The 23,065-nt window shown below is 40.9% G+C and carries 11 protein-coding genes and 1 tRNA gene; 4 read left to right on the top strand and 8 right to left on the bottom strand.

The genetic code is table 11. The features are described 5' to 3' along the window. The 8 genes from H3T75_RS10715 to H3T75_RS10680 all read right to left on the bottom strand — a co-directional run. Positions 1-5,887, bottom strand: a 5,887-nt coding sequence (locus H3T75_RS10715) for an ESPR-type extended signal peptide-containing protein (RefSeq protein ID WP_198211703.1), incomplete at its 3' end; no start/stop codon positions are given. Positions 5,888-7,243: 1,356 nt separating this feature from the next. Then, positions 7,244-7,732, bottom strand: coding sequence for a DUF6678 family protein (locus H3T75_RS10710; protein WP_110413706.1), 489 nt, complete (start codon positions 7,730-7,732; stop codon positions 7,244-7,246). Between the two features lie 321 nt (positions 7,733-8,053). Then, positions 8,054-8,127, bottom strand: a tRNA-Gly gene (locus tag H3T75_RS10705). An 891-nt stretch (positions 8,128-9,018) separates the two neighbouring features. Beyond that, positions 9,019-10,299 (bottom strand): phosphoribosylamine--glycine ligase, encoded by a 1,281-nt coding sequence (purD, locus tag H3T75_RS10700; protein ID WP_198211702.1) that lies wholly within the window; start codon positions 10,297-10,299, stop codon positions 9,019-9,021. Between the two features lie 70 nt (positions 10,300-10,369). After that, positions 10,370-10,978, bottom strand: coding sequence for a YigZ family protein (locus tag H3T75_RS10695; RefSeq protein WP_084548537.1), 609 nt, complete (start codon positions 10,976-10,978; stop codon positions 10,370-10,372). Then, entirely contained in the window at positions 10,975-12,027 is a 1,053-nt protein-coding gene (locus H3T75_RS10690) for a low specificity L-threonine aldolase (protein ID WP_198211704.1), read from the bottom strand. The genes H3T75_RS10695 and H3T75_RS10690 overlap by 4 nt, the downstream gene beginning before the upstream one ends. 177 nt (positions 12,028-12,204) lie before the next feature. Beyond that, positions 12,205-13,149, bottom strand: coding sequence for an electron transfer flavoprotein subunit alpha/FixB family protein (locus tag H3T75_RS10685; RefSeq protein ID WP_078474289.1), 945 nt, complete (start codon positions 13,147-13,149; stop codon positions 12,205-12,207). Between the two features lie 11 nt (positions 13,150-13,160). After that, the gene (locus tag H3T75_RS10680) at positions 13,161-13,910 is read right to left on the bottom strand and encodes an electron transfer flavoprotein subunit beta/FixA family protein (RefSeq protein ID WP_078474288.1); all 750 of its coding nucleotides are present in this window, start codon (positions 13,908-13,910) and stop codon (positions 13,161-13,163) included. 907 nt (positions 13,911-14,817) lie between these two features. On the opposite strand from H3T75_RS10680, the gene tsaA reads away from it, so the two are divergent. From tsaA to H3T75_RS10660, 4 genes are all read left to right on the top strand, one after another. Continuing rightward, positions 14,818-15,537: a tRNA (N6-threonylcarbamoyladenosine(37)-N6)-methyltransferase TrmO gene (gene tsaA / locus H3T75_RS10675; RefSeq protein WP_198211701.1), complete on the top strand. Its 720-nt coding sequence runs from the start codon at positions 14,818-14,820 to the stop codon at positions 15,535-15,537. A 301-nt stretch (positions 15,538-15,838) separates the two neighbouring features. Next, a complete protein-coding gene (gene lpxC, locus H3T75_RS10670; protein ID WP_084549854.1) occupies positions 15,839-16,756 on the top strand; it encodes a UDP-3-O-acyl-N-acetylglucosamine deacetylase in 918 nt (305 codons plus the stop codon). A 123-nt stretch (positions 16,757-16,879) separates the two neighbouring features. Further along, positions 16,880-17,236 (top strand): hypothetical protein, encoded by a 357-nt coding sequence (locus tag H3T75_RS10665; protein ID WP_078474286.1) that lies wholly within the window; start codon positions 16,880-16,882, stop codon positions 17,234-17,236. 883 nt (positions 17,237-18,119) lie between these two features. After that, positions 18,120-23,065, top strand: a 4,946-nt coding sequence (locus tag H3T75_RS10660; protein ID WP_198211700.1) for an ESPR-type extended signal peptide-containing protein, incomplete at its 3' end; no start/stop codon positions are given.

Raw genomic sequence — 23,065 nt, 5'->3', positions numbered from 1 at the left:
CCTGATTTAATGAAGATACCTGGTTATTGATATTTACATATCCGCTTGACAGGCTGGCTATATCGCTATTTGCTGTGTTCAGACCTGTTGACAGGCTGGATACGTTTTGATTTACATCTTTCAGGTTATCAGCAATGATTGTGGATATACTACCCTGCTGAATGTCTGCCATGCTGCTCATGCTGGTTGATAAACTGTTCAGTCCGGTTGAGGCTGAGCTGGACAGAGCAAAGAGCTGACCTCCGTTAATTGCATCAGTTGAATCCGCTGATACATTACCGGCAGCTACATGGGTAATTCTTTGTGCACTACCGCTTCCATGACTGGCATCATATGCACTTATACTGCTATTCCATTGCAGGGCATTCTGATTAAGCGTACTTATATGGTTATTAACGGTATTTAAAGACTCTGTTAATATACTTGCTGAGCTGTCAATACGCGAAGAAAGCGTGTTGATACCAGTATCCGTACTGGTCGACAGACCGGTTAAACTCTCACCTATACCATCAGACAGCTGGCTCAGATGCTCATGTATAGCAGATGACAAACCGGTAACAATCTCTGAAGTGCTGACAAACGAACTGCTCACACTACTTGAAACACTGCCAGAAAATTCTTGGAAATTATTGGAGATATTTTCTGATAGCGTATCGAACTGCTGAGAAAGTGAACCGGATGCCGTAGTTGCTGAATCTTCTATTGTACTTAAGCTGGAGAGTATTGAACTGCGCCAGGTGGACAAATGACCATCAGACACAGTTGACAAGCTGTGTAACTGAGCACCAGTAACGGCATCAGACGAATCTGATGCTATCAGACCGGCAGCAACATTGGTAATTTTAGCCGGATTTTTGGTTGCACGACTGGCATCATAAGCAGCAATATCGCTGTTCCATTGTAATGCATTCTGCTCTAATCCGCTCACCCGGGTATCCAGACCGGCAATGCTGGAAGAAAGCGTACTTACATTAGTATTAATCAAACTGCTTAATGTCGTTGACAAACTACTAAAACGCCCGCTGATATTATCATCCAGTGCATTAAATGTGCTATTGGTGGTATACAGCTGACCTGCAGTAATGGCATCAGCCGAACCGGCATGCAGATCACCTTCAGCTGCGTTCTTAATCAGATGTTTTTCATCCTTCTGACCATGACTGGCATCAAATGCACTCAGTGAGCTGTTCCACTGTAATGCATTTTGATTAAGAATAGCTATTTCATTGTCAGCGGAAATAAATGCAGAGGATACACTTGAGGACAAATGTGTAATATTATTTTCAATATTTTCCCTGTTTTGTACCAACTGCGACAGCTTCGAATCAGCATTATCATATAAAGCTGTGGATAAACTGCTGATACCCGTGCTAAAGCTATTGGATACATCTGTCAGTTTATTTCCCAGATCAGTAATACTGCTGTTAGTGCTGTACAGCTGTGCACCAATCACTGCATCTGACGAATCTTCATTCAGACTACCAGCTAATACATGAGTAATGATGCCTGGCTTACCACGATGGCTGGCAACATAATTTTTGCCATCCCATTGCACAGCATCATCCTGCAGAGCGGAAATACCGGTATTGATATGAGTCAGATCGGCTGCTGTAGTAGTCTCCAGACTGGTCAGCTGACTCTTAGTTTGCTGCACTTTTTCGGATAAATCAGTTATCGTTTCATCATTTTTTTGAGCGATACTCTGTATGGAGCTGCTAATATTATTTATACCGGTACTTAAACTTGCTCCCAGATTACTGATGGCAGCATCAGTGTTATACAACTGATTACCTGTTACCGCATCTTTTGACCCTTCTTCCAGCCGGCCATCAGCAACATGAGTAATTTTTTGCATTCCGTTTTTACCAAAACTGGCATCATAAGCACCATCGTTCCATTGCAATGCCTGCTGTAATCCAGAAATTTGATTATTTATCTCACCCAGACGAGACTGAGTTCCGGTAGACAGGCTTTCCAGTCCGGGAAAAGATGAATTCTGCATGGCAACTGACAAGCTGCTCAAATTACTGTCCGTAGTACTGATAAACTTAGATGCATTGCTGTCAAACGCAGTAGAAAGTGAATCTATACTGCTATTGGTAGCGAATAACTGCGCACCGGTAACAGCATCGGATGATGTATCATGTAAAATGTCCCCTTTAGCCACATTAGTGATTTTGTTTTTTCCATTATCACCCTGATTATGGTTGGCATCATAAGCTTTTCCATTCCACAATAAACTGTCCTGCTGCAGAGCAGTAATATGCGAGTTAGCTGTCTGTACACCGGAATCCATATTACCATGCACACTATTGATATCTGTAGCAATAGAATTACTCAGACTTGTTTGCGCAGCAGCCAGACTGCTATCAATCTTACCGGAATAAATATTAAACTGATTATCAGATTCTGCTTTCAGATCACTGATTCTGGTATTGGTCCGGTATAACTGCCCTCCGGTTACGGCATCCGTTGAATCGGACTGCAAACTGCCCTCTGCTACATGGGTAATTTTCCCCGTACCATCAGGATTACCGTGACTGGCATCATAAGCGTTCCCGTTCCACAACAACAGATTTTTCTTTAAACCCGCTATTTGATTACCTGCCGTACTCAGACTGCTACTAATGGTATCAGCCAGGCGATTAATTTCAGTATCAGATAAACCATTTAATGAATTTATTGCCTGGTTTACAGCAGCGATACTTGTAGATGCAGACACCGAGAATACATGAATCTGACCCATATTAATCAGATCAGTTGAATTTTCTTTTACCTCGCCGGCCGCTATATTGGTAATGTTCTGGTTTCCCTGCGTACCGTGAGCAGCGCTGTATGCCTTATCTTCACTATTCCACAGTAAAGCATTACTTTGTAAGGCACTGAGACTCGTATTAGAACTGTTTACAAGTTCCATACCGCTTTGCAGCGTATTTTCAGAATATCTGTTCAGTTGTGTCGACAAACTGCTCAATCCGGTAGCAGTTGAAGCCGTTAAATTATTCAGGGATGTGTTTGTTGAATCTAACTGTGCTCCGGTAACAGCATCAGCTGATGAATCAGTTAAATCAGCCCCGGCTACTCCGGTAATAGCCTGATTTTTTCCAGCACGCTGTGCATTAAAGCTCTTTCCGTCAAACAACAGTACTTGTTGCTGCAATGCCGAAATGCTGCTATTAATCTGACCGACAGAGCGCAAAGCACTTGCTGTCAGTGTACTTACACTGGTATCTGTCTCGGTATTCAGATCATAATACTGACCACCGGTTACCGCATCAGTTGAAGCGAAATCAACAACACCGGCAGAGACATGAGTGATTTTCTGATTTTCATCATTATCACCGTGTCTGGCACGATACACCTTATGAATATCATCCCATTGCAGTGCATCATTTTGTAAAGCAGCGACTTGATTACCTGTATCACTCAGACTTGTTGATAGTTTTTCCAGACCGGAAGATTCATACAGTGAGCTGGATAAACTACTGAAACTTGTGCTGACGCTATTGGACAGACTGCTAATATTGGTATTAGTGGCATGTAACTGACCGCCAGTTACAGCATCGGTTGAATCAGCTGCTAACGAACCTTCTGCCACACCTGTTATCTTGTGGTCAGTATTATCATTATCAGCCCTGAATTCGCCTTCAGGCAGACCATTCCATTTTAATATGCCTGTTTGCAGATTATGGATACCGGTAGAAACCGATGTAGAATAACTATCTATACCAGTATTGATTTGGCTGGTTGAAGTATCAACTATATTTTTAGCCTCAGTTGTACCGCTATTAAGCGTACTCAGACCACTATCTATACTGGATGATAAAGAGCTCAGCGACGAATTGGTCGCATAAAGCAGTCTGCCATTAACCAGATCGGTTGAACCGGCGTTGCTGATATCTGCATCAGCTACGTGAATGATTTTACGCGGTGTTTTACCATCATAAATTTTAGCGTCATAGAATCCGCCCTGATCCAGCAGGAGCTTTTTCTGTATAGAAGTAATATTATCTGCTAAAGATGTACTCAGCCGGGAAATATTTTCTCCTACTTCACCAGAAGTAGTCTGATCACCAAACTTCTGCTTTATCTGCGATGAAACAGTACTGATGCTGCTATTAAGCGAATCAAATTTTGCAGGTATTGCAGCAGAACTACTGATGATAGTCTTATCTGCTGCAATCAGATTAGCATCAATACTGGTTGACGCAGACGAAAAAATACCCGGAACTGAAAAGCTCAGATTTTTTAACTGAGCAACATTAACTGCATCCGTAGGGTTGGTACCCGCTGCAACATCTGTAATTTGCCGGGTATTTTTTTGATTTTGTTCAGTATTGTCATTTTGTTTAGTATTGTGATTTTGGGCAGTATTGCCTATGGCAACAGCACCCTTGGTACTTTTCCAGGCAACTATACTTTCCGGATCGCTGTAAGTTGCATGATTATTTGGATTATAGCCGGCAACATCCTGAGCTGTATTCGCCAGAGAACCGGAGCCCAGAGCAACACCGCCAGACACCGTAGCCACCGCACCAGTACCTATTGCCATAGCATCAGCACCGCTAACAGTGGTTTGATTACCTAGAGCAAGAGCATTATCTGCACTAATGTTGGCTTGATTACCAATTACTGTTGCACCGGTACCTGCAATACCTGTTGAGATACCTACTGTATTATCGCTACCAATAATATGAGCACCGTCGACGGCATTATTGATCACATTGTTGTTACCGAAGATGGCGGTATTGGCTGCCGAAATACCGTCTGTAATAAGGCTCCCCTTCGTATCAAAGTTCCCGCCTGTATTACTGTTACCCAGAGATAAAGTTTTATTTCCTTTAATATTGGTATAGCCTGTTGTTACATTTTTCTGTGTACCATCATCCTTGTTATAAGTAGTAGGTGTCTGGGCACTGCCGATAGCAATTGATTGCTCACCATCTACCGCATTACCGGAACCGATACCGATACTTTGCTTGCCGGCAAGAATATTATCGTTACCAATGGCTACGCTGGAATCCAGTCCTGCATGAGCCCCTACCCCGACACCTACAGCACCGTCAGCATTAGCCCGTGCCTGCAAACCCAGCGCAACACTTCCCACACCATCAGACTGAGCCACAGAACCCAGAGCAACACCGGACACACCGGTAGCTTCAGATGAAATTCCGATCGCATTGGACGCCCGCCCGGAAGCCACAGCTGCCACACCAAATGCCTGAGCTCCGCCGGCAGTAGCGGTAGCATTAACACCAAAAGCCAGGGAATAATTACCTGTTGTTAATGAAGCGCAACCATAGGAAAAAGACCCTACTCCATATGCCAGTGGCATAACATTATTTTCTCCACCAGTATTTTTGTTCTGAAAACCGGCAGTACCGTAATCTTTACCTATAATATTTGTCCAACTGCCAGAGCCCCATTTTTCTGCTTGGGTGGTTGAGCCATACGGTGTATATGTATGAGTATCACCTTTCCTATAATATTCTGCATTCTGTGCAAACCGCAAATATTCTTCTAGTGGGCTAATTCCTTTTTTTCCTGCATTTGAACGACCCTGAACAACATCATGACCACAGTAGTTATCATCGCCTACTATAGAAACTGCACTAAAGCTGGTTTTAGTAGCAGACTTGTTAATAAACGACCCCCAGAGAGAAGTCCGGTCAGCCGCTGCTACTGCATCAGCAGAATACAAAGACATATTGATCAGCGAGGCAAGTAATCCGAGTCTGAAAGTACAAAGACCCATTCTGGCCAACAGGGATGGCTTAGCAGTATCACTGGAAACCGCATTGGCCTTGGTTTTACTTTTTGCTAATTCAGAAGCGGCCACCCAAGTCTGAGTGGATTCGTTCCATATCGCACGATATATTTTATTCAATTGGTTTACTCCTAATTTTTTAAAATCATGCGTTTATCAAAATTACTTTAATAAATTAAAGATAGATTAAAATTAAGTTAAATTATTCATAAATATAACATAAATATTTTAATAAATGCGAATAAATAAATAACATTTTTATACTTAAACACAGGCAAAATCATTTAGAAATCTTAGAAATAAATAAATTTAACTATTTAATTTATATGATTTTTTATATTTTTTATATTACCTATTTATTCCTATACGTTATTTGTTTATTTATTATCAAATGTATTATAAAAGCGACAGTATATTAAATAAGTTAAATTTTAGTAACGATCGATCTACATCCGTAATGATTTAAATTTTTCTCTTTAAGCTACTATAATATATATAATTTTTGTGACACATTACTTTGTATTTCATTATTATTTATGCTATTAAGATAATATGCTCTTTTGAAAATATTATTAATTATTAATAATATAATTAAATTATTATGCAATATTTATATATAATAAATCAAGATTTTAAAATCTAATTGATTCATATTAAACAAAAGCAAATCATCAATTTAAATAAATTTTTGCGGATAAAATCAAATGCACAGGACTATAGTTGCTATTTCTGCTTTATAAGAGGAATAAACCAACTATCAGAGAGTTAAACCTGCTCTTAAGTTGGAAAACATCAGCCAGGCCTATACATAAAGCATCGGCTAGCGGCAGCAATTGCTGATTTTTAATCAAATTTCAGGGATAAATTTTATCAGTTACATATGGTATAGCTGATGAAATAAGTAAACTTTGAATAAAACCAACAGTGGAGCAAACAGCACATTTTTCGGTGTATAAATTTTGTATTACTGATTCAAGCCGTGTAATTTAAATAAAACATCTTTTTTTTGCTGCTATCAGATAGGATACGTATCAGTTTAAATAAACCAGAATAAAAAGTTTACAGCTTGTGTATAAATCTGTGGATATCATTCTATAGCAGACAATAAATCCACATATAACTACAAATATTGATCAAATATTTCCGAAGATTTTTCTGATGTTTCAATACTCGCTTTATTGACAGCAAATCCTGGTAGCAGTCTCCAAATATCAGACTATATTGTTCTTGTTGTAACTCTTTATTAATAAAAATATATTTTTATTATCCAAATTTAGAGAAATTTATCTTTTAGTTATTTCTCCACAGATATCTAATTGCAAGCTTTCTTCTAATAAAACAAGACATATTAAGCTTATTCTTTAAGTAGATTGCTGATTTTCAATACCTAGTTTCGCAGAATAAGCAAAAAGAGTGTTCCGTAATAAAACAAAAAATAAGATTATTTACTCTGTAAATTTTTATATTTATCGAATGCTAAGGGTTTTTATATCCATAAATAGTAAAAATATTATCTTTTCTGCCATAAGGTATACTCAGCCGGTAAAGTATTGTCCTGAAAGCTTCTGTTTCATCTAAAACTTCATTTTCCACTAAACGCCCGCAATATTTGCTTAATTGCGGGCATACTTTTATCCATTCAAGATTAAATAATGCTGGTATACCTTCATGATAATAATTTGACCAGTCACCTATCCACCAGGGTATTTTTTCAAAAGAAGGTTCTGCAATATCGTTATCATTGGTAACACATCGCAGTATATACGGAGGCGGAAATGATAATTCTTTAACTGCATATTGAAGTTCAAGCCATTTAATGTCATTCATAAATGAAACAAGTTGTCTTTTTGCAATGATGGCAGAAACTTTTATTTTTAGCTTACAGATATAGTTTCTATGGTGACTAATAATAGTTTTATATTCTTCATATAATTCTGCTGCTGAGTTCGGCTTGTTTGAAGACATATATTTCCGGCATTATATATTTCACACTGATAATTCAACCAAGCATATCAAAGGAAAATATTGATGTCAGCACTGATATTCCAGGATACAGATTTTACAGCAGGTTTGCTAAACCGAACTGATAAATCGGTTAGCAGCGATATCTGCTTATTTTTTAATGTCAAATTAATCGGAACAAGCAATATTACCCAGTAATGACTGAAGTATTTATCTAACCTCAAACACATCATAGGAAATAAGATAAGATACTCAAAAAAACTGTCGGAATGAATATAGCAGCAGACTGATTATCATTACCCATGGACTTATCAAAAGAAGATTTGGAGCGGATAACGGGATTCGAACCCGCCCGAACTGCTTGGGAAGCAGTTATGCTACCACTACATCATATCCGCACAGCAATTGCTTATTATAAATATGCAATGTTACCGGTAAGCTTACCGTTGTGAATTATAGCCTTATTAATACCAAACAACCAGATATCACTTCTCTCCGGTTTAGAAATTCAGGATTAGGTACAGCAATAGTTAGCATCGCCTATTCAATATTTGGTTGATTTACTGAGAATTGCAACAGATTATTTTCTCCGGCCATTGAAATTTTGACAGATTATTAGGCCTGATTTGAAATTTACTGATCACTGATAGTTAACATCTTTTCTGGGAAAAATTTCAGCATACTTTTAAATAAAATAGGTGCTAAACAGACCGGAACATAAAAACCATATTTTTAGCCGGAAATCCGGCGACTGTGGATAAATACTGGATAAATGACTATGTGCAAACAATCCAGTATTGATGATATCTATCATTTTATATGGTGTCTGTTATCAATAATCGATATCTGAATAATTCATATTTAATTTTGATTACAATTGCTGATAATACACAGTTAATAAAAAATATTCTGATGCTTAAATCCTCTTATTGAAACCTGTTCAAATTTTTCGCATAAAACAGTTTTATACTGATCTCTCAAAATCGTTAATGAATATGCCGATTTATTTTAACTGCTGAGGATGTAATCAAGTTATAGACAGCATTATCCATAGCATCATTTTTATATTTATCCACAGAATCGATTCAATTACAGTTTTATATTCTTATCATTTGCCTGTGCTAAGCTAAAATTGAATATCACGATAATCAAAATTTATCTTAATAATTTGATAGTACATACTAATTATCTGGTTTAGCCAAAAAATTATGTATTCTGTTCGGCTAAACTAAACAGAATACATAATTAAAATATCTGTTGATAAACAGGATAAAATATAAAAATCAGATTTAGTTATCCACAGCTTTCAATGCTTTTGCACCAATATCATGCCGGTATTGCATACCGGCAAATTTTATCGATGCCAGAGCAGTATAAGCTTTGGTTTGTGCAGTTTTGATATCTGCTCCTAATCCGACTACACATAATACCCGGCCGCCATGGGTAACCAGTTCATTCCGGGAATTAAGCGCGGTACCGGCATGGAAAACTTTTCCGGTTTGATTAGCCTCAGCAATCCCGGAAATTACATCTCCCTTACGCGGATCCTGTGGATAACCAGCCGCCGCCAGTACCACACCAACAGCAGCCTGATCTCGCCATTCAGCGGTCACCGTATCAAGCCGGCCGTCCAGAGCAGCTTCTATCAGCTCCACCAGATCACTTTGTAACCGGCACATAATCGGCTGAGTTTCAGGATCACCAAACCGGCAGTTAAATTCTATGGTATATGGTGCTCCACTATCATCTATCATCAAACCGGCATACAGAAAGCCGCGATAAGGGTGGCCGTCAGCCTGCATCCCCTTTACTACAGGTAGAATAATTTCATCCATTACCCGCTGATATACAGCTTCAGTCACTACCGGAGCAGGAGAATAAGCACCCATTCCGCCGGTATTCGGACCTTTATCGAAATCAAGCAGGCGTTTGTGATCCTGACTGGTAGCCATAGGTAAAACGTGCTCACCATCCACCATAACAATAAAGCTGGCTTCTTCTCCCTGTAAAAAATCTTCGATTACCACCCGGCTACCGGCAGCACCCATAGCATTGTCCCGCAACATATCATCTACAGCCTGATGAGCTTCGGCCAGTGTCATGGCAACAATCACTCCCTTACCGGCTGCCAGACCATCAGCCTTGATAACAATCGGTGCGCCTTTCTGATTGATATACTGATGAGCAGCTTCAGCACCAGTAAAAGTCTGATAGGCAGCTGTGGGGATACCCGTTCTGGCCATAAACGCCTTAGCAAAATCTTTTGAGCTTTCCAGCTGAGCACAATATTGGTTCGGACCAAAAACAGCCAGACCAGCGGCCGTAAATTTATCCACAATACCAGCTGCCAGTGGTGCTTCCGGGCCGACTACTGTAAATGCTATTTGCTGTTCACGACAGAAGGCAATCAACTGCTGATGATCAGTTACAGCAAGGTTGAGCAGCTTTGGTTCTGTTGCAGTACCGGCATTACCCGGAGCTACATAAACCGTATTTACTTTGGGAGACTGTGCCAGACGCCAGGCCAGAGCGTGTTCCCTTCCGCCGCTGCCGATAACCAGTAATTTCATATACCCCTTCTCCAAAATAAGGTGTGTATGCAGCCAGCCGGCTGCGTTTTATAGCATTAACCAGTAATATTCAGTTATCCAGTTTAACATCAATCATCCGCAGCTTGCGTAAAGATGACAGCCCGCTTTCCAGCTGAGCAAGCGGCAGGCGGACAGACAGACAGCACTGCTGCTGCAGATCCTGCTGTATTATCTGTGCCTGCTGCTGCCGGCACCAGCGCATTGCTTCACTTAAATGAGCATAATCACAATAAAGCCATAATTGCCGGCATACATCCAGACAAATTTTATCAGCAGCTTCTATCGCTGCCGCAGTAGCAGATTTATAAGCATGGATCAGCCCGGGCACTCCCAGCAAAGTACCACCAAAATAACGTATCACTATCACTACAACGTCAGTGATATTCGCAGAATCAATCTGTCCGAGAATCGGCCGGCCGGCACTACCAGCAGGTTCTCCATCATCATTGGCACGATAACGGTTACCATCTACGCCCAGACGCCATGCAAAACAGCAATGACGTGCCTTATGATGCTGTTCCCGCAAAGTTTGCACATACTGGCGAATTTCGGACTCATCCTGCACCGGATAGGCAAAGGCCAGAAAACGGCTGCCTTTATCTTTAAATTCTGCCTGTGCCGGTGCTGCCAGCGTTGTGTACTGATAAATTGTACTCATTTTTCTGCAACAGCCTGCCTGATTGCGGCCGCAAATGCATCAACTTGTTCAGTTGTGGTATCAAAACTGGTCATCCAGCGTACCTCTCCTTTGCTTTCATCCCAGTCATAAAAATGAAACTGCTGATGCAAACGGGCACGAGCATTAGCAGGTAATATTGCAAATATAGCATTTGCCTGAACTTTTTGAGTAACCGACACCTGCTCAATTGCGGTCAGTGATGCAGCCAGCCGCTTTGCCATCAGATTACTGCCGGCGGCCAGATCCAGCCACAGATCGTCTTCCAGCCATGCCAGAAATTGTGCTGAAATAAAACGCATTTTTGCACCAAGCTGAGCATTAATTTTACGCAGATACGGCATAGCAGCATGAGTATCTGCGCGCATACTGATGATACATTCGCCCTGAAGCATACCATTTTTAGTACCGCCCAGATTAAGCATATCCACACCCGTATCGGTAACCATAGTTCTGACATCAGTATTTTCCGCTACCAGAGCATTCGCTAGCCGTGCTCCATCCAGATAAAGCTGCATATTATGTTTATGACAATATTCGGCCAGATCACGGATTTCAGCCACGCTATAACAAGTGCCCAGCTCAGTAGTCTGGCTGATATACACAACTGCCGGCTGAGCACGATGTTCCATTCCAAAACCCCAGGCTTGCCGGGCTACCAGTTGCGGGGTTAATTTACCATCATCAGTAGCAACCGTCAGGAGCTTTACGCCGGCCAGATGTTCAGGCGCCACTCCTTCATCACACTGAATATGTGCACTCTCCGCACAAATCACCGCACCCCAGCGCGGCAACAATGCCTGTAAAGCGGTAACATTGGCTCCGGTTCCGTTAAATACCGGAAAAGCTTCAGCCTGCTCACCAAATAACTGTTTGATTTTCTGTTGCAGAGCAAGCGTATACACATCAGCACCATAAGCAGGCTGATGTCCGCCATTAGCGATTGTCAGTGCCTGGATAATTTTCGGATGAACACCTGAATAATTATCTGATGCAAAAGCATAACTCTGATTATCATGTAATCGGTTCATCATTTTAAGCTGAATTTTTTATAAAAGATATCATAAAAATTGCCTGAATACTGGGTTTATTCAGGCAGTTTATCGGCAATCAGTTACAGCAAACCGGATACTTTCTACCCGTTTGTTTCAAGGTCAAACTGTTGAATAATGTTTCACGTGAAACATTATTCAACAACCATCAGCAATTTAATGTCCGAGAGCCTTTAACTGTTCAAGCAGTTCTGGTACAGCAGTATTTAAATCAGCAACCAGCGCATAATCAGCTACATTAAAAATCGGAGCATCAGCATCTTTATTAATAGCCACAATAACTTTACTGTCTTTCATTCCGGCCAGATGCTGAATGGCTCCTGAAATACCAATAGCAATATATAACTCCGGTGCGACTACTTTCCCTGTCTGCCCTACCTGATAATCGTTCGGAGCATAACCGGCATCCACAGCTGCGCGTGAAGCACCGATAGCTGCATTCAGGGTATCGGCAAGCGGGTTGAGAAGTGCAGCAAAATTTTCAGCACTGCCCAAACCGCGTCCGCCACTGACTACCACTTTAGCAGTAGTCAGCTCAGGATGATCTGATTTGGTCAGTTTACGTTCAATAAAACGGCTTAATTCAGGCACAGGAACAGCGGCAACAGATTCAATTGCTGCTTGCCCGCCAGCAGATTCTGCCAGAGCAAATGCGGTAGTCCGGATTGTCAGCAACTGTTTCGATTGTTCACTACGCACTGTTTGCAAAGCATTCCCGGCATAAATCGGGTGAACAAATGTCTGACTGTCGATAATGGCAACAACATCAGAAACAGGGGCACAATCAAGTAAAGCCGCAACACGCGGTAACAAATTTTTACCGAAACAAGTAGCTGCTGCAATAATATGATCATATGAATCAGCAAGTTGCACTACCAGCGGAGCTACTGCTTCCGCCAATACCTGAGCATAGTCAGGAGCATCAGCCAGTAATATTTTTCGTACCCCGCTAATTTGCTGTGCCTGAGCAGCGATACCGGCCACATTGTGCCCGGCTATAAGAATATCAATTTCCCCCAGTTGCTGTGCCGCAGATACAGCATGCAAAGTGGCCTCATCCAGACAGGATTGCTGATACTCAGCAATAATCAATACCGACATTAATATCTCCTTTAAATGACTTTTGCTTCGTGATGCAATCTGTCTGCCAGCTCGGCCACATTTCCAACTCGGATGCCGGCAGCCCGCTCAGCCGGTTCAGTTACCTTTAACTGTACTAACCGCGGGCTGATATCGACACCCAGCTCAGCTACTGTTTTTTTCTCAAGCGGTTTCTTTTTTGCCTGCATAATATTCGGCAGCTTGATATAGCGAGGTTCATTCAGTCGCAAATCAGTACTGATTACAGCAGGTAATTTCAGCGCCAGCTGTTCCTGCCCGCCGTCAATTTCACGGGTAACCAGCACTTCATCTGCTTTAAGCTCTATTTTGCTGGCAAAAGTACCCTGCGCAAGCTGCATTAAAGCGGCAAGCATTTGTGCCGTCTGATTGGCATCATCATCAATTGCCTGCTTACCCAGCAACAACAACTGCGGCTGCTCGGTTTCGGCCACAGCTTTTAATAACTTAGCCACGGCCAGCGGCTCGAGCTTTTCATCTGTTTCAACATGAATGGCACGATCAGCACCCATTGCCAGAGCTGTACGCAAAGTTTCTTCACACTGTTTTACGCCTAAAGATACCACCACCACCTCAGTGGCTTTACCGGCCTCCTTTAAACGCACAGCTTCTTCCACAGCTATTTCATCAAACGGATTCATCGACATCTTCACATTGCCAATATCCACATCTGATTCATCAGGTTTAACACGCACTTTCACGTTGTAATCGACAACACGCTTTACCGCTACCAATATTTTCATCTGAACCACCCTTAGATTAATCATAACCGCTAACCATCAGTGATTACCGGTATTCTGATTGCAGATTAACCACCGCAATACAGATAAATCAGCTAATCAGTGTAATTTAATTATGACCACTCACTTATATTTAACCGGATATAGTAACAGAAATACAGGCAAACTGCCGATAATCAATCTGTAATATCTTTTTGCCAGTCAGAACCGCTGTGAATAACTGTCAGCCGGCCAGTATTAAATCAGACCGGTTATCTGAAGTTTACATTATGGTTTAATAAGCACCAATAAAAATAGAAATATTCATTCACTCTGATTTCTGCTTCTGAAATAAACACAGCTGCCGCTCAGATCCGATAGGAAAATATAGTAATTAACTATTGATAAATCATATATTTAACCACTTCCCTACTCTGTTATATTCAGCCACAGTTCAAATATCAGCTCTCAGTCAGCGACAGAATACCGATTTACCAGTTATATTCCTGAAACAATCAGTCTGATAACCTGTTCTTAAACAGACCAGCAAATAAAAGCTGTTTTTAGCCGGCAATAATTAATTATCCACAGGCAAGATCAGTTTATTTTAATTATTGATAATGTTTTTTTAAATATTTAAAGCCGGCTAACCGGACAGACTAGTATATTCCAAAAGTATCATTTTTTATTCACAAATGCACATCATCCGGATAAACAGGATAAATTTTATACTTATCCGTTAATTTAATTATAAAATTTCATTACAAAATATCAATATGATGATGGTGATATACCATAATTAGGCTACCGGAAAAAACAAAATCAAAAAAAACAATAAACTGAATAATTTATCCACAATTTATATACAGACATATACACCAATTACCGTACAATACAGCTATTCTGATTCAAAATAATGTATATTGCTTTTATGTCTGATTCTGCAGTCAATACCAGTCCGCACTGGACAATTCGCCCGATTGGTTACATTAATTCTCCCTATAAACAAAAATTTGGAGTTGCCCGGCAGCCAGGACTGGTACCGGCAGCTCAGGCATATATCGATTTATCCACAGAATTTACTGCTGAATGTGTACGCGGTTTAAATGATTATGAATATATCTGGGTTCAGTTTATTTTTCATGCCACCATTAAAGACGGCTGGCAACCTCTGATCAGACCGCCAAAATTAGGAGGTAAAGAAAAAAAAGGGGTTTTTGCAACCCGCAGTCCGCACCGGCCCAATCATTTAGGTTTATCACTGGTAAAACTGGAGCGGATTGAATGTAACAAACAGATTCGATTGTATGTAAGCGGTGTGGATTTTCTCGATCAGACACCTGTAATTGATATCAAACCCTATATTCCGTTTGTTGAGGCTAAACCTTATGCACACAGCAGTTTTGCACATGAACGCGAATTACTGACAGTTCACTGGTCACAGTATGCATTAAATCAAATGCAATTTTTTTCATTAGATTCAGAATATTTTCAATTAGTTAATCAAAGTCTGGCTCAAGATCCGCGACCGGTGCATCAGCACCATACAGACAAAGTTTTTGTTATGCATCTGGGTAATTTTGATGTTTTATTTCAATTCAGAGGTAAATCTGTTGAAGTAACCGGATTACGCGAACATATCGGAATTTAGAATTATTATTCAAATAAAAATATAAATAATAAATGGATGAAGACAAAGACGAAGCCATACATCCTGTGGAAAACTTAAAATATCACTATAAATCATATTTTTATTTGTAGATAAGTTATTAAATGCATCTGCGGATGATTTGTGGATTATGTGGATAATTTTTCTGATACTATTGTTTGCTGTGGATAATTAACAGAAATGAATGCTGATAGCAATAATTTATCCACTGTTTGGCAAATTTCATTACCTTTACCAGTGAAATTCGTTACCATAGGATGGTCGGATTGATCAGGAACAGAATATGCTGCAGCGCACATTAGCAAAAAGTATCAGTGTTACAGGAGTGGGTTTGCATTCCGGGGAACGGGTACGCCTGAGTCTGCATCCGGCTGCTTCGGATAGTGGTATTCGTTTTCGTCGGACGGATCTGAACGGAGAATTTGGCCGGCTTGTGCCGTTGACTCCTGAACTGATTAACGATACCCGTTTATCTTCTACGGTTGTTACGCCGGACGGTATTCGTATTGGCACCATCGAGCATATTATGTCGGCATTTGCTGCCTATGGAATCGATAATATTATTGTTGAGCTTAATGCACCGGAAATCCCTATTATGGATGGTTCCAGCCTGCCTTTTATTTATCTGTTACAGGATGCCGGGGTAATTGATCAGCCTGTCGAAAAAAAATTTTTGCGTATTAAACAGTCGCTGGTACTGACAGAGGGAGATAAATGGGTAAAATTTACTCCATATGAAGGATTTCAGATTACATTAACCATAAATTTTGATCATCCTGTTTTTAATCGCAGTAACCAGACTTTCCGGATTGATTTTGCAGGACAGTCATATGTTGATGAAATTTCCCGGGCGCGGACATTTGGTTTTATGCAGGAAGTAGAACTGATGCGCAGCCACAATCTGGGGCTGGGGGGTAATCTGAGTAATGCGATTGTAATTGATGATACGGATGTGCTTAATCCTGAAGGATTGCGCTATCCGGATGAATTTGTCCGGCATAAAATTCTCGATGCTGTTGGAGATCTTTATACGCTTGGTCACCCGATTATTGGCTCCTTTGAGGGGCATAAATCCGGCCATGCGATCAATAATGCGCTGTTAAGGCAGCTTTTGGCGCAGCCACAATCCTATGAATGGGTAACTTTTCCGCATAATTATCAGCTGCCGGCCGCATTTCATCAGTTGCCGCATGCAGCCTGACTTGCGGCCATGATAATATTCATGTTAAGAATATGTTATAATTACTTAACAAAATCAGGTTAAACTGGCCGGATAATATTTAACCGGCTTCACTTTATTATATTATTCCGGGATATAAATGCAATGGATTATCAAGCTGTTGTAGCGCAATTACTAAACGTAGAAGGTGCACTGGCGGCGGCGGTGGTTGATTATGATAATGGTATGTTAATGGCCGGTAATGCCATTAATAAAATTGATCTGGAAATTGCCGCGGCCAGCAGTACGGAAGTTATCCGCTCTAAAATCAAAACTATGCAGATGCTGGATCTTAGCGATGAAATTGAGGATATACTGATTACACAGGGGCAACAGTATCATCTGATCCGGCCGCTGAAAAAACTGGGTAGCCTGTTTTTGTATTCAGTACTTGATAGCCACCGTGCCAATCTGGCTTTATCGCGCCGGGCGCTGATTGATGTTGAAAAACAAATGGAGTAGTAACCGGATTATATAGATTCGATATGGCTGCTGATTGATTTGAATATGGCTGTTAAACCAGTATTCCGGCTACATGGTTATTAATTAAAAATTGAATTCTTCTGTAATTAACTATTCACAGTTATATTTTTAATTCAGATTAACAATATGCTATTTATTAATTTAAATAGCATATTGTTTTTACAGTCAGACCATTTTTGCTTTGTACCTTTCTGCATAACATTCTGTTATGCCTTGATCTAGATTTTCTGGCTATTCTGCTTTTCTCTGCGAATATAGATGCATTGTCTGTATCTGTCTGTTTTGATAGATTAATATTATGCCGGATCAAATTTTATTCTGTTATGCAGAAATGGTAATACACAAAATACAATTCAAATGATGTGTAAGCGTAATTTAATTGCGGCCAATTTGCGTCGTTTAGCTAATTAATAACTATATTTACTTCCATTACTGTATTTATTCAAGTGGCTAGCAAACGAAAAGCAGATAATAAATCTAACTGCCTAAAACCATTTATTTAGATCAGATTTGTTTAGGTGTAATAAAATGCCATTCTAATTTTTTAATTTTGAGAAAACGGATTAATCAGATTACTGTGGTGTTAATAAGACAATAATAATATATAAACAATCTATTTAATTAACATATTTATATATTTAATTTTTGAAATAAATTTAAAAAAATATTTGAATTTCAGATATTTATTTTTATAAAAAATATAGTTTTTATTGAGTTTACTAAATATTATTTAAATTTGTTGAATACATACAAGCAAGTATATTATGTTATATTGCTTAAAGATTTAATTTTAAATTTTAACTTTATTTAAATTTATACAAATTTTGTTTGACGGCATGATTTCTAATCAGGAGTAAACCAATTGAATAAAATATATCGTGCTATATGGAATGAAACGACCCAGACCTGGGTGGCCGCCTCCGAACTAGCTAAGAGCAAAACCAAGTCCGATACCGTAGCCTGCTTGCCGGCCACAGGCATGATAAAAAGTAAGTCCCGATTCGGATCAGTCTTTAAACGGAGTCTTATCGCTTCAATTCTGAATTTTTCACTCGTTATTCCGAATGTTTTTGCTGCAAATACGGCACTGGTTGGTGGTGTTAGCTTGAGTGACCCTAGTATTGACGTAAAGTATGCAGATCAAAAAGGTAAGGTATGGGCAAGTCATGGTTCTGTAGTTATCAATGGGATTAATGGTTTTTCTAAAGATGGTACAAACTGCAGAGCCGATGAAGTTGCGGGCAGGAGTGATCCGGAGCGTACAATTACTGGTGCATTAATCTCTGCATTGGACGAATATAAACGCTTTGCTAATCAAATTGATCCGGCCTATGGTACAACAACAACTGCTGTTAATGGGAATAAAGCTGTTCAGCAAGGGGACGCAGCTTCAAATAAAATGCCGGTAGCTTATGGTGTCCATTCTTTTGCATCCGGTTGTGGTTCTTACGCAAGTGGTAACTACTCAGTAGCATTCGGTACCAACGCCACCGCTACTACCGGCGGCGCGATAGCTGTCGGAACTGCTGCTCTGGCTTCCGGGCGGGCTTCCATTGCTTTTGGTGTCGGCGCTGAAGCTACAGGTGTCTCCAGTGTGGCTTTAGGTTCGGTTGCATCTTCTAATGGTGTGGGTAGTGTGGCAGCCGGTTTGAAATCTCAGGCCAGTGCTGACGGTACTGTTGCCTTAGGTGTTCAGGCACAGGCTACAGCAGATTCTGCCGTAGCTATTGGTAATTCAGCTCAGGCCACTGGCGAACAAAGTATCAGTATAGGCTCAGCCAATCAGGTAAGCGGGAACAGATCCGGTGCAATTGGCGGCTCTCAGACAACAACTGCTTATAATTCAGTCAATGGTGAAATTGCAGATGAAGATAAAGATCAGGCAACCGGTATCACTAGTGTAACCGGGAATGACACTTATTCTTTCGGTAATCAGAATGGTACGATTGCTGCTAATAATACCGGTATATTCGGTAATAGTAATGTTATAGCACTTGATTCAACCGGTGCTACTAAGGCAGATGATATAAGAATATTAGGCAATCTGAACAAAGTCTCTGCAAATGCTACCGGGGCCATGATTGTAGGTAATGAAGCTAAAGTCGGTGCTGCTAATGCCCTGGCACTGGGTAACAAGACCCAAATTAGTGGTATGAATGGCGTCGCCATCGGTACAGAGGCTAATGTCAGTTCTGATGACGGCGTGGCTATAGGCAGTAATTCTGCAACTACAGCCGCAGCAGGTGTGGCTGGCTATGATCCTGCAGGTGGGGTTCATGATGCCACATCATCTACCTGGAACAGTACCAGAGGCTCGGTGGCGATTGGTAATGCCAGTGCCGGTGTCACACGGCAGATTACCGGCCTGGCTGCCGGTACACAGGATACTGATGCTGTCAATGTGGCTCAGTTAAAAAGCCTGGGCGATTCTGTGTCAACCAGTCTGTATGATCTGTCTTCTACAACAGTAAGCCATTTAACTGAAAACGACAATAAATTAGATAATCTGATAAATACGACCAATTCAACTTTAGTTACATATGACAGCAAGCTGGTAGATACAGCCGGATTACTGGACAGCCGGATTACTGAAACTAATAACAAACTTGATGCAGTAAATACTTCAGTTTTAACCAGTATCAGCCAGCTGCAGGAAAATGCATTACGGTGGAATGACGATGTACAGGCTTATGATGCAGTTCATGGTCAGGCAAATACAGCAAAAATTATCAATGTTGCGGCCGGTGATTTATCGCCAGAATCAACTGATGCTATTAATGGCGGACAGCTTTATAATACCAATTCAGCATTGAGCAGTTTGTCAACTGTTGCGATAAGCAGTATTTCCACTGCGCTATCAAATTCCACTTCAATGTCTGCTTCAATCAGCACAACCCTGTCAGAAACTTCAAATAAGCTCAGTCAGCTTCTGGACAATACTTCAACCAGCATGAATCAATTAAGCCGGGATGCACTACAGTTAAAAGATGGTGTATTTGATGCTGAACGTGACGGAAAAGCCCAGAAAATCACGCATGTTGCGGCCGGTGATATTTCTTCGGCTCATTCCAGTGATGTGGTTATTGGTTCGCAGTTATATGAAACCAATACAAATCTGTCTAATTTATCAGACAGTTTTGCTTCAAGTTTGACCAGCTTGTCAAATTCAGTGGGTAATTCAAATATAGCAGATATTACTAGTTTGTCTACAGTAGCCAGTGGCGTAAGTAGCAGCCTGTCCAGTTTGCGAAATGATGCTTTACTATGGAAAGCGGGTGAAAATAAGGTAGATGGTGTCTATGATGCTGAGCGTAACGGAAAAGCTCAGAAAATTACCAATGTTGCAGACGGCAGTACTGAACAGGGATCAACAGATGTAATTACCGGTGGACAGTTATACAGTCTTTCGACTGCTACTGTAGCTAAACTGGATAACGTAACCAGCACAATAAGTACAAGTTTGACAGACAGTAACCAAAAAATAGACGATGTAAGTAATAAAGCTCTGTTATGGAATGAAAGTAAAATCGCTTATGATGCCGGTAATCGGAAAATTACAGGTGTTGCTGCCGGTGCATTAACAGCAGATTCATCTGATGTGGTGATCGGAGCACAGTTATATACAACCAATAATCTTCTGAATAATCTATCTTTATCAACTACAGGTGGATTAGACAGCCTGAGTACGGCCTTAAGCAGCTCTTCTCAGTCGATTATTAGTAGTCTTTCCGGACTTGTGGGAAACAATCAGCGCGAAGTTGCGGCCTTGCAGGATAATGCTTTGCAATGGAATGATACTGATAAGGCATACAGTGCTAAACATCCGGCATTTGGTAATCAGCGCATTACCAATGTAGCAGACGGCAGAGAGGGTGCTGACTCAACCGATGCGGTGACCGGTAAACAGCTGTTTAGTCTTTCCAGTTCTACAGCAGAAAGTTTGAATAATTTATCCAGTTCTCTGCAGAATCTATCTGCGGATGGTGTGGGCAGTTTATCTACAGCCCTTAGTACAGGTTTGAATAATATCAATTCCAGTATTACTACCTTGCAGCAGGATGCTTTACAGTGGAAAGACGGTGCTTACGATGCCAGCCATGGTGTTGAAAATGGTGTACAGAAAATTACCCATGTTAAAGATGGTGATCTGAATGAATATTCCACTGATGTTGTCACCGGTAAGCAATTATTTGACACCAATACCAGTGTGGCTACTCTGTCTGCCGGTCTGGATAGCAGATTGCAAAATTTGTCTGGTTCGACATCTGCCAGTTTGAATAATATTTCAGCTGATTTAAATCAATCGCTGAGTACCGGTCTGAGCTCTCTTTCTGCAGCGGCCAATACGGGGTTAAGCTCTGTTAATTCAAATATAGCTACATTACAGCAGAATGCGCTGCAATGGAATAGCAATATATCTGCTTATGATGCCAGTCATGCAACCGGTACTGCACAAAAAATTACCAATGTAGCCCAAGGTAGTCTGGCAGCAGACTCAAGTGATGTAATTACCGGCGGGCAATTGTTTGATACCAATACTCAGGTTAGCAGCCTGTCCGGTAATCTAAACGACGTTTCCAGCAGTGTGGTAACAGGTTTAAATAGCCTGTCTTCATCATTGTCTGAAATTAGTGGTAATCGATTATCCAGTTTGTCTACTGGTATCGACAGTACCAACAGCAGATTGACTGAACTGTCTGCATCAGCATCAAGCAGCCTGGCAGCGACTGACTCTCATGTAAAAACATTACAGCAGAATGCGCTATTGTGGAAAGATGGTGCTTATGATGCTATGCGTGACGGAAAAGTCCAGAAAATTACCAATGTAGCTGATGGCAATATTGAAAAGGGATCAAGTGATGTTGCTACTGCCGGCCAGTTATATACAACTAATACTAATATTACGGAACTTTCCAGCAGTGTTAGTACCAGTTTCGATCATTTCACGTCTTCTTTGAGTACGATTACTCAAACTGGTGGTAATGATGTGATCAGTCTGTCTACTGTTGCAAGCAATATTGATAACAGGGTAACTAATTTAAAGCAGAATGCACTGCAATGGAATGATGATATTGCTGCTTATGATGCCAGTCGTGCAACCAAAAATCCGGCAAAAATTACCAATGTTGCTGCCGGTGAAGTATCAGCAGATTCAACTGATGTGATTACTGGTGCGCAGCTTGATCAGGCTAATGCAAATTATGCCAGCAGTCTGGCAGAAGTATCAGGATCAGTCTCTAGTGGTTTAAGCTCAGTTCAGGATAAAGTAAACGGTTTATCTACAGACTGGCCGGACAGACTAAATAGTCTGTCTACCACAACTTCCAGCGGATTAAGCAGTCTGTCTACCGCAGCATCAAATGCTTTGAGCAGTTTATCTTCGACTACTTCAAGCACGATAGCCAGCCTGTCTAACAGTACTTCTAGCGGATTGAACAGTTTATCTTCCAGTGCAGCTAGCGGATTGAGCAGTCTGTCTTCCAGTACTGCCATCGGACTGAATAGCCTTTCTTCCAGTACTTCAACGATACTGGGACAATTAGACAATACGATCAGTACTGCTACCAGTAATGTTGCCGGACTACAGCAGGATGCCCTGCAATGGAATAGCGGTATTAGTGCATATGATGCCAGTCATGGAAGCGGTAGTGCACAAAGAATTACCCATGTAGCTGCCGGTAATGTATCAGCAGATTCAACCGATGCGATTAACGGAGGTCAGCTCTTTGCTCTGTCCAGCTCAGCCTCAACCGGACTGAACAGTCTGTCAACCAGCATGAGCAGCATGGCAGACATTCAGCAGGGTAG

This window comes from Snodgrassella sp. W8135, assembly GCF_016101225.1.
GTDB classification, from domain to species: Bacteria; Pseudomonadota; Gammaproteobacteria; order Burkholderiales; family Neisseriaceae; genus Snodgrassella; species Snodgrassella alvi.
This window is presented reverse-complemented; position numbering and strand designations above follow the sequence as displayed.

Excerpts from the sequence above, each read along its gene's own strand:
- H3T75_RS10685 (WP_078474289.1), bottom strand. The coding sequence starts at position 13,149 with ATGTCGGTATTGATTATTGCTGAGTATCAGCAATCCTGTCTGGATGAG.
- H3T75_RS10710 (WP_110413706.1), bottom strand. The coding sequence starts at position 7,732 with ATGTCTTCAAACAAGCCGAACTCAGCAGCAGAATTATATGAAGAATAT.
- H3T75_RS10695 (WP_084548537.1), bottom strand. The coding sequence starts at position 10,978 with ATGAGTACAATTTATCAGTACACAACGCTGGCAGCACCGGCACAGGCA.
- purD (WP_198211702.1), bottom strand. The coding sequence starts at position 10,299 with ATGAAATTACTGGTTATCGGCAGCGGCGGAAGGGAACACGCTCTGGCC.
- H3T75_RS10690 (WP_198211704.1), bottom strand. The coding sequence starts at position 12,027 with ATGAACCGATTACATGATAATCAGAGTTATGCTTTTGCATCAGATAAT.
- lpxC (WP_084549854.1), top strand. The coding sequence starts at position 15,839 with ATGCTGCAGCGCACATTAGCAAAAAGTATCAGTGTTACAGGAGTGGGT.
- H3T75_RS10665 (WP_078474286.1), top strand. The coding sequence starts at position 16,880 with ATGGATTATCAAGCTGTTGTAGCGCAATTACTAAACGTAGAAGGTGCA.
- H3T75_RS10680 (WP_078474288.1), bottom strand. The coding sequence starts at position 13,910 with ATGAAAATATTGGTAGCGGTAAAGCGTGTTGTCGATTACAACGTGAAA.
- tsaA (WP_198211701.1), top strand. The coding sequence starts at position 14,818 with ATGTCTGATTCTGCAGTCAATACCAGTCCGCACTGGACAATTCGCCCG.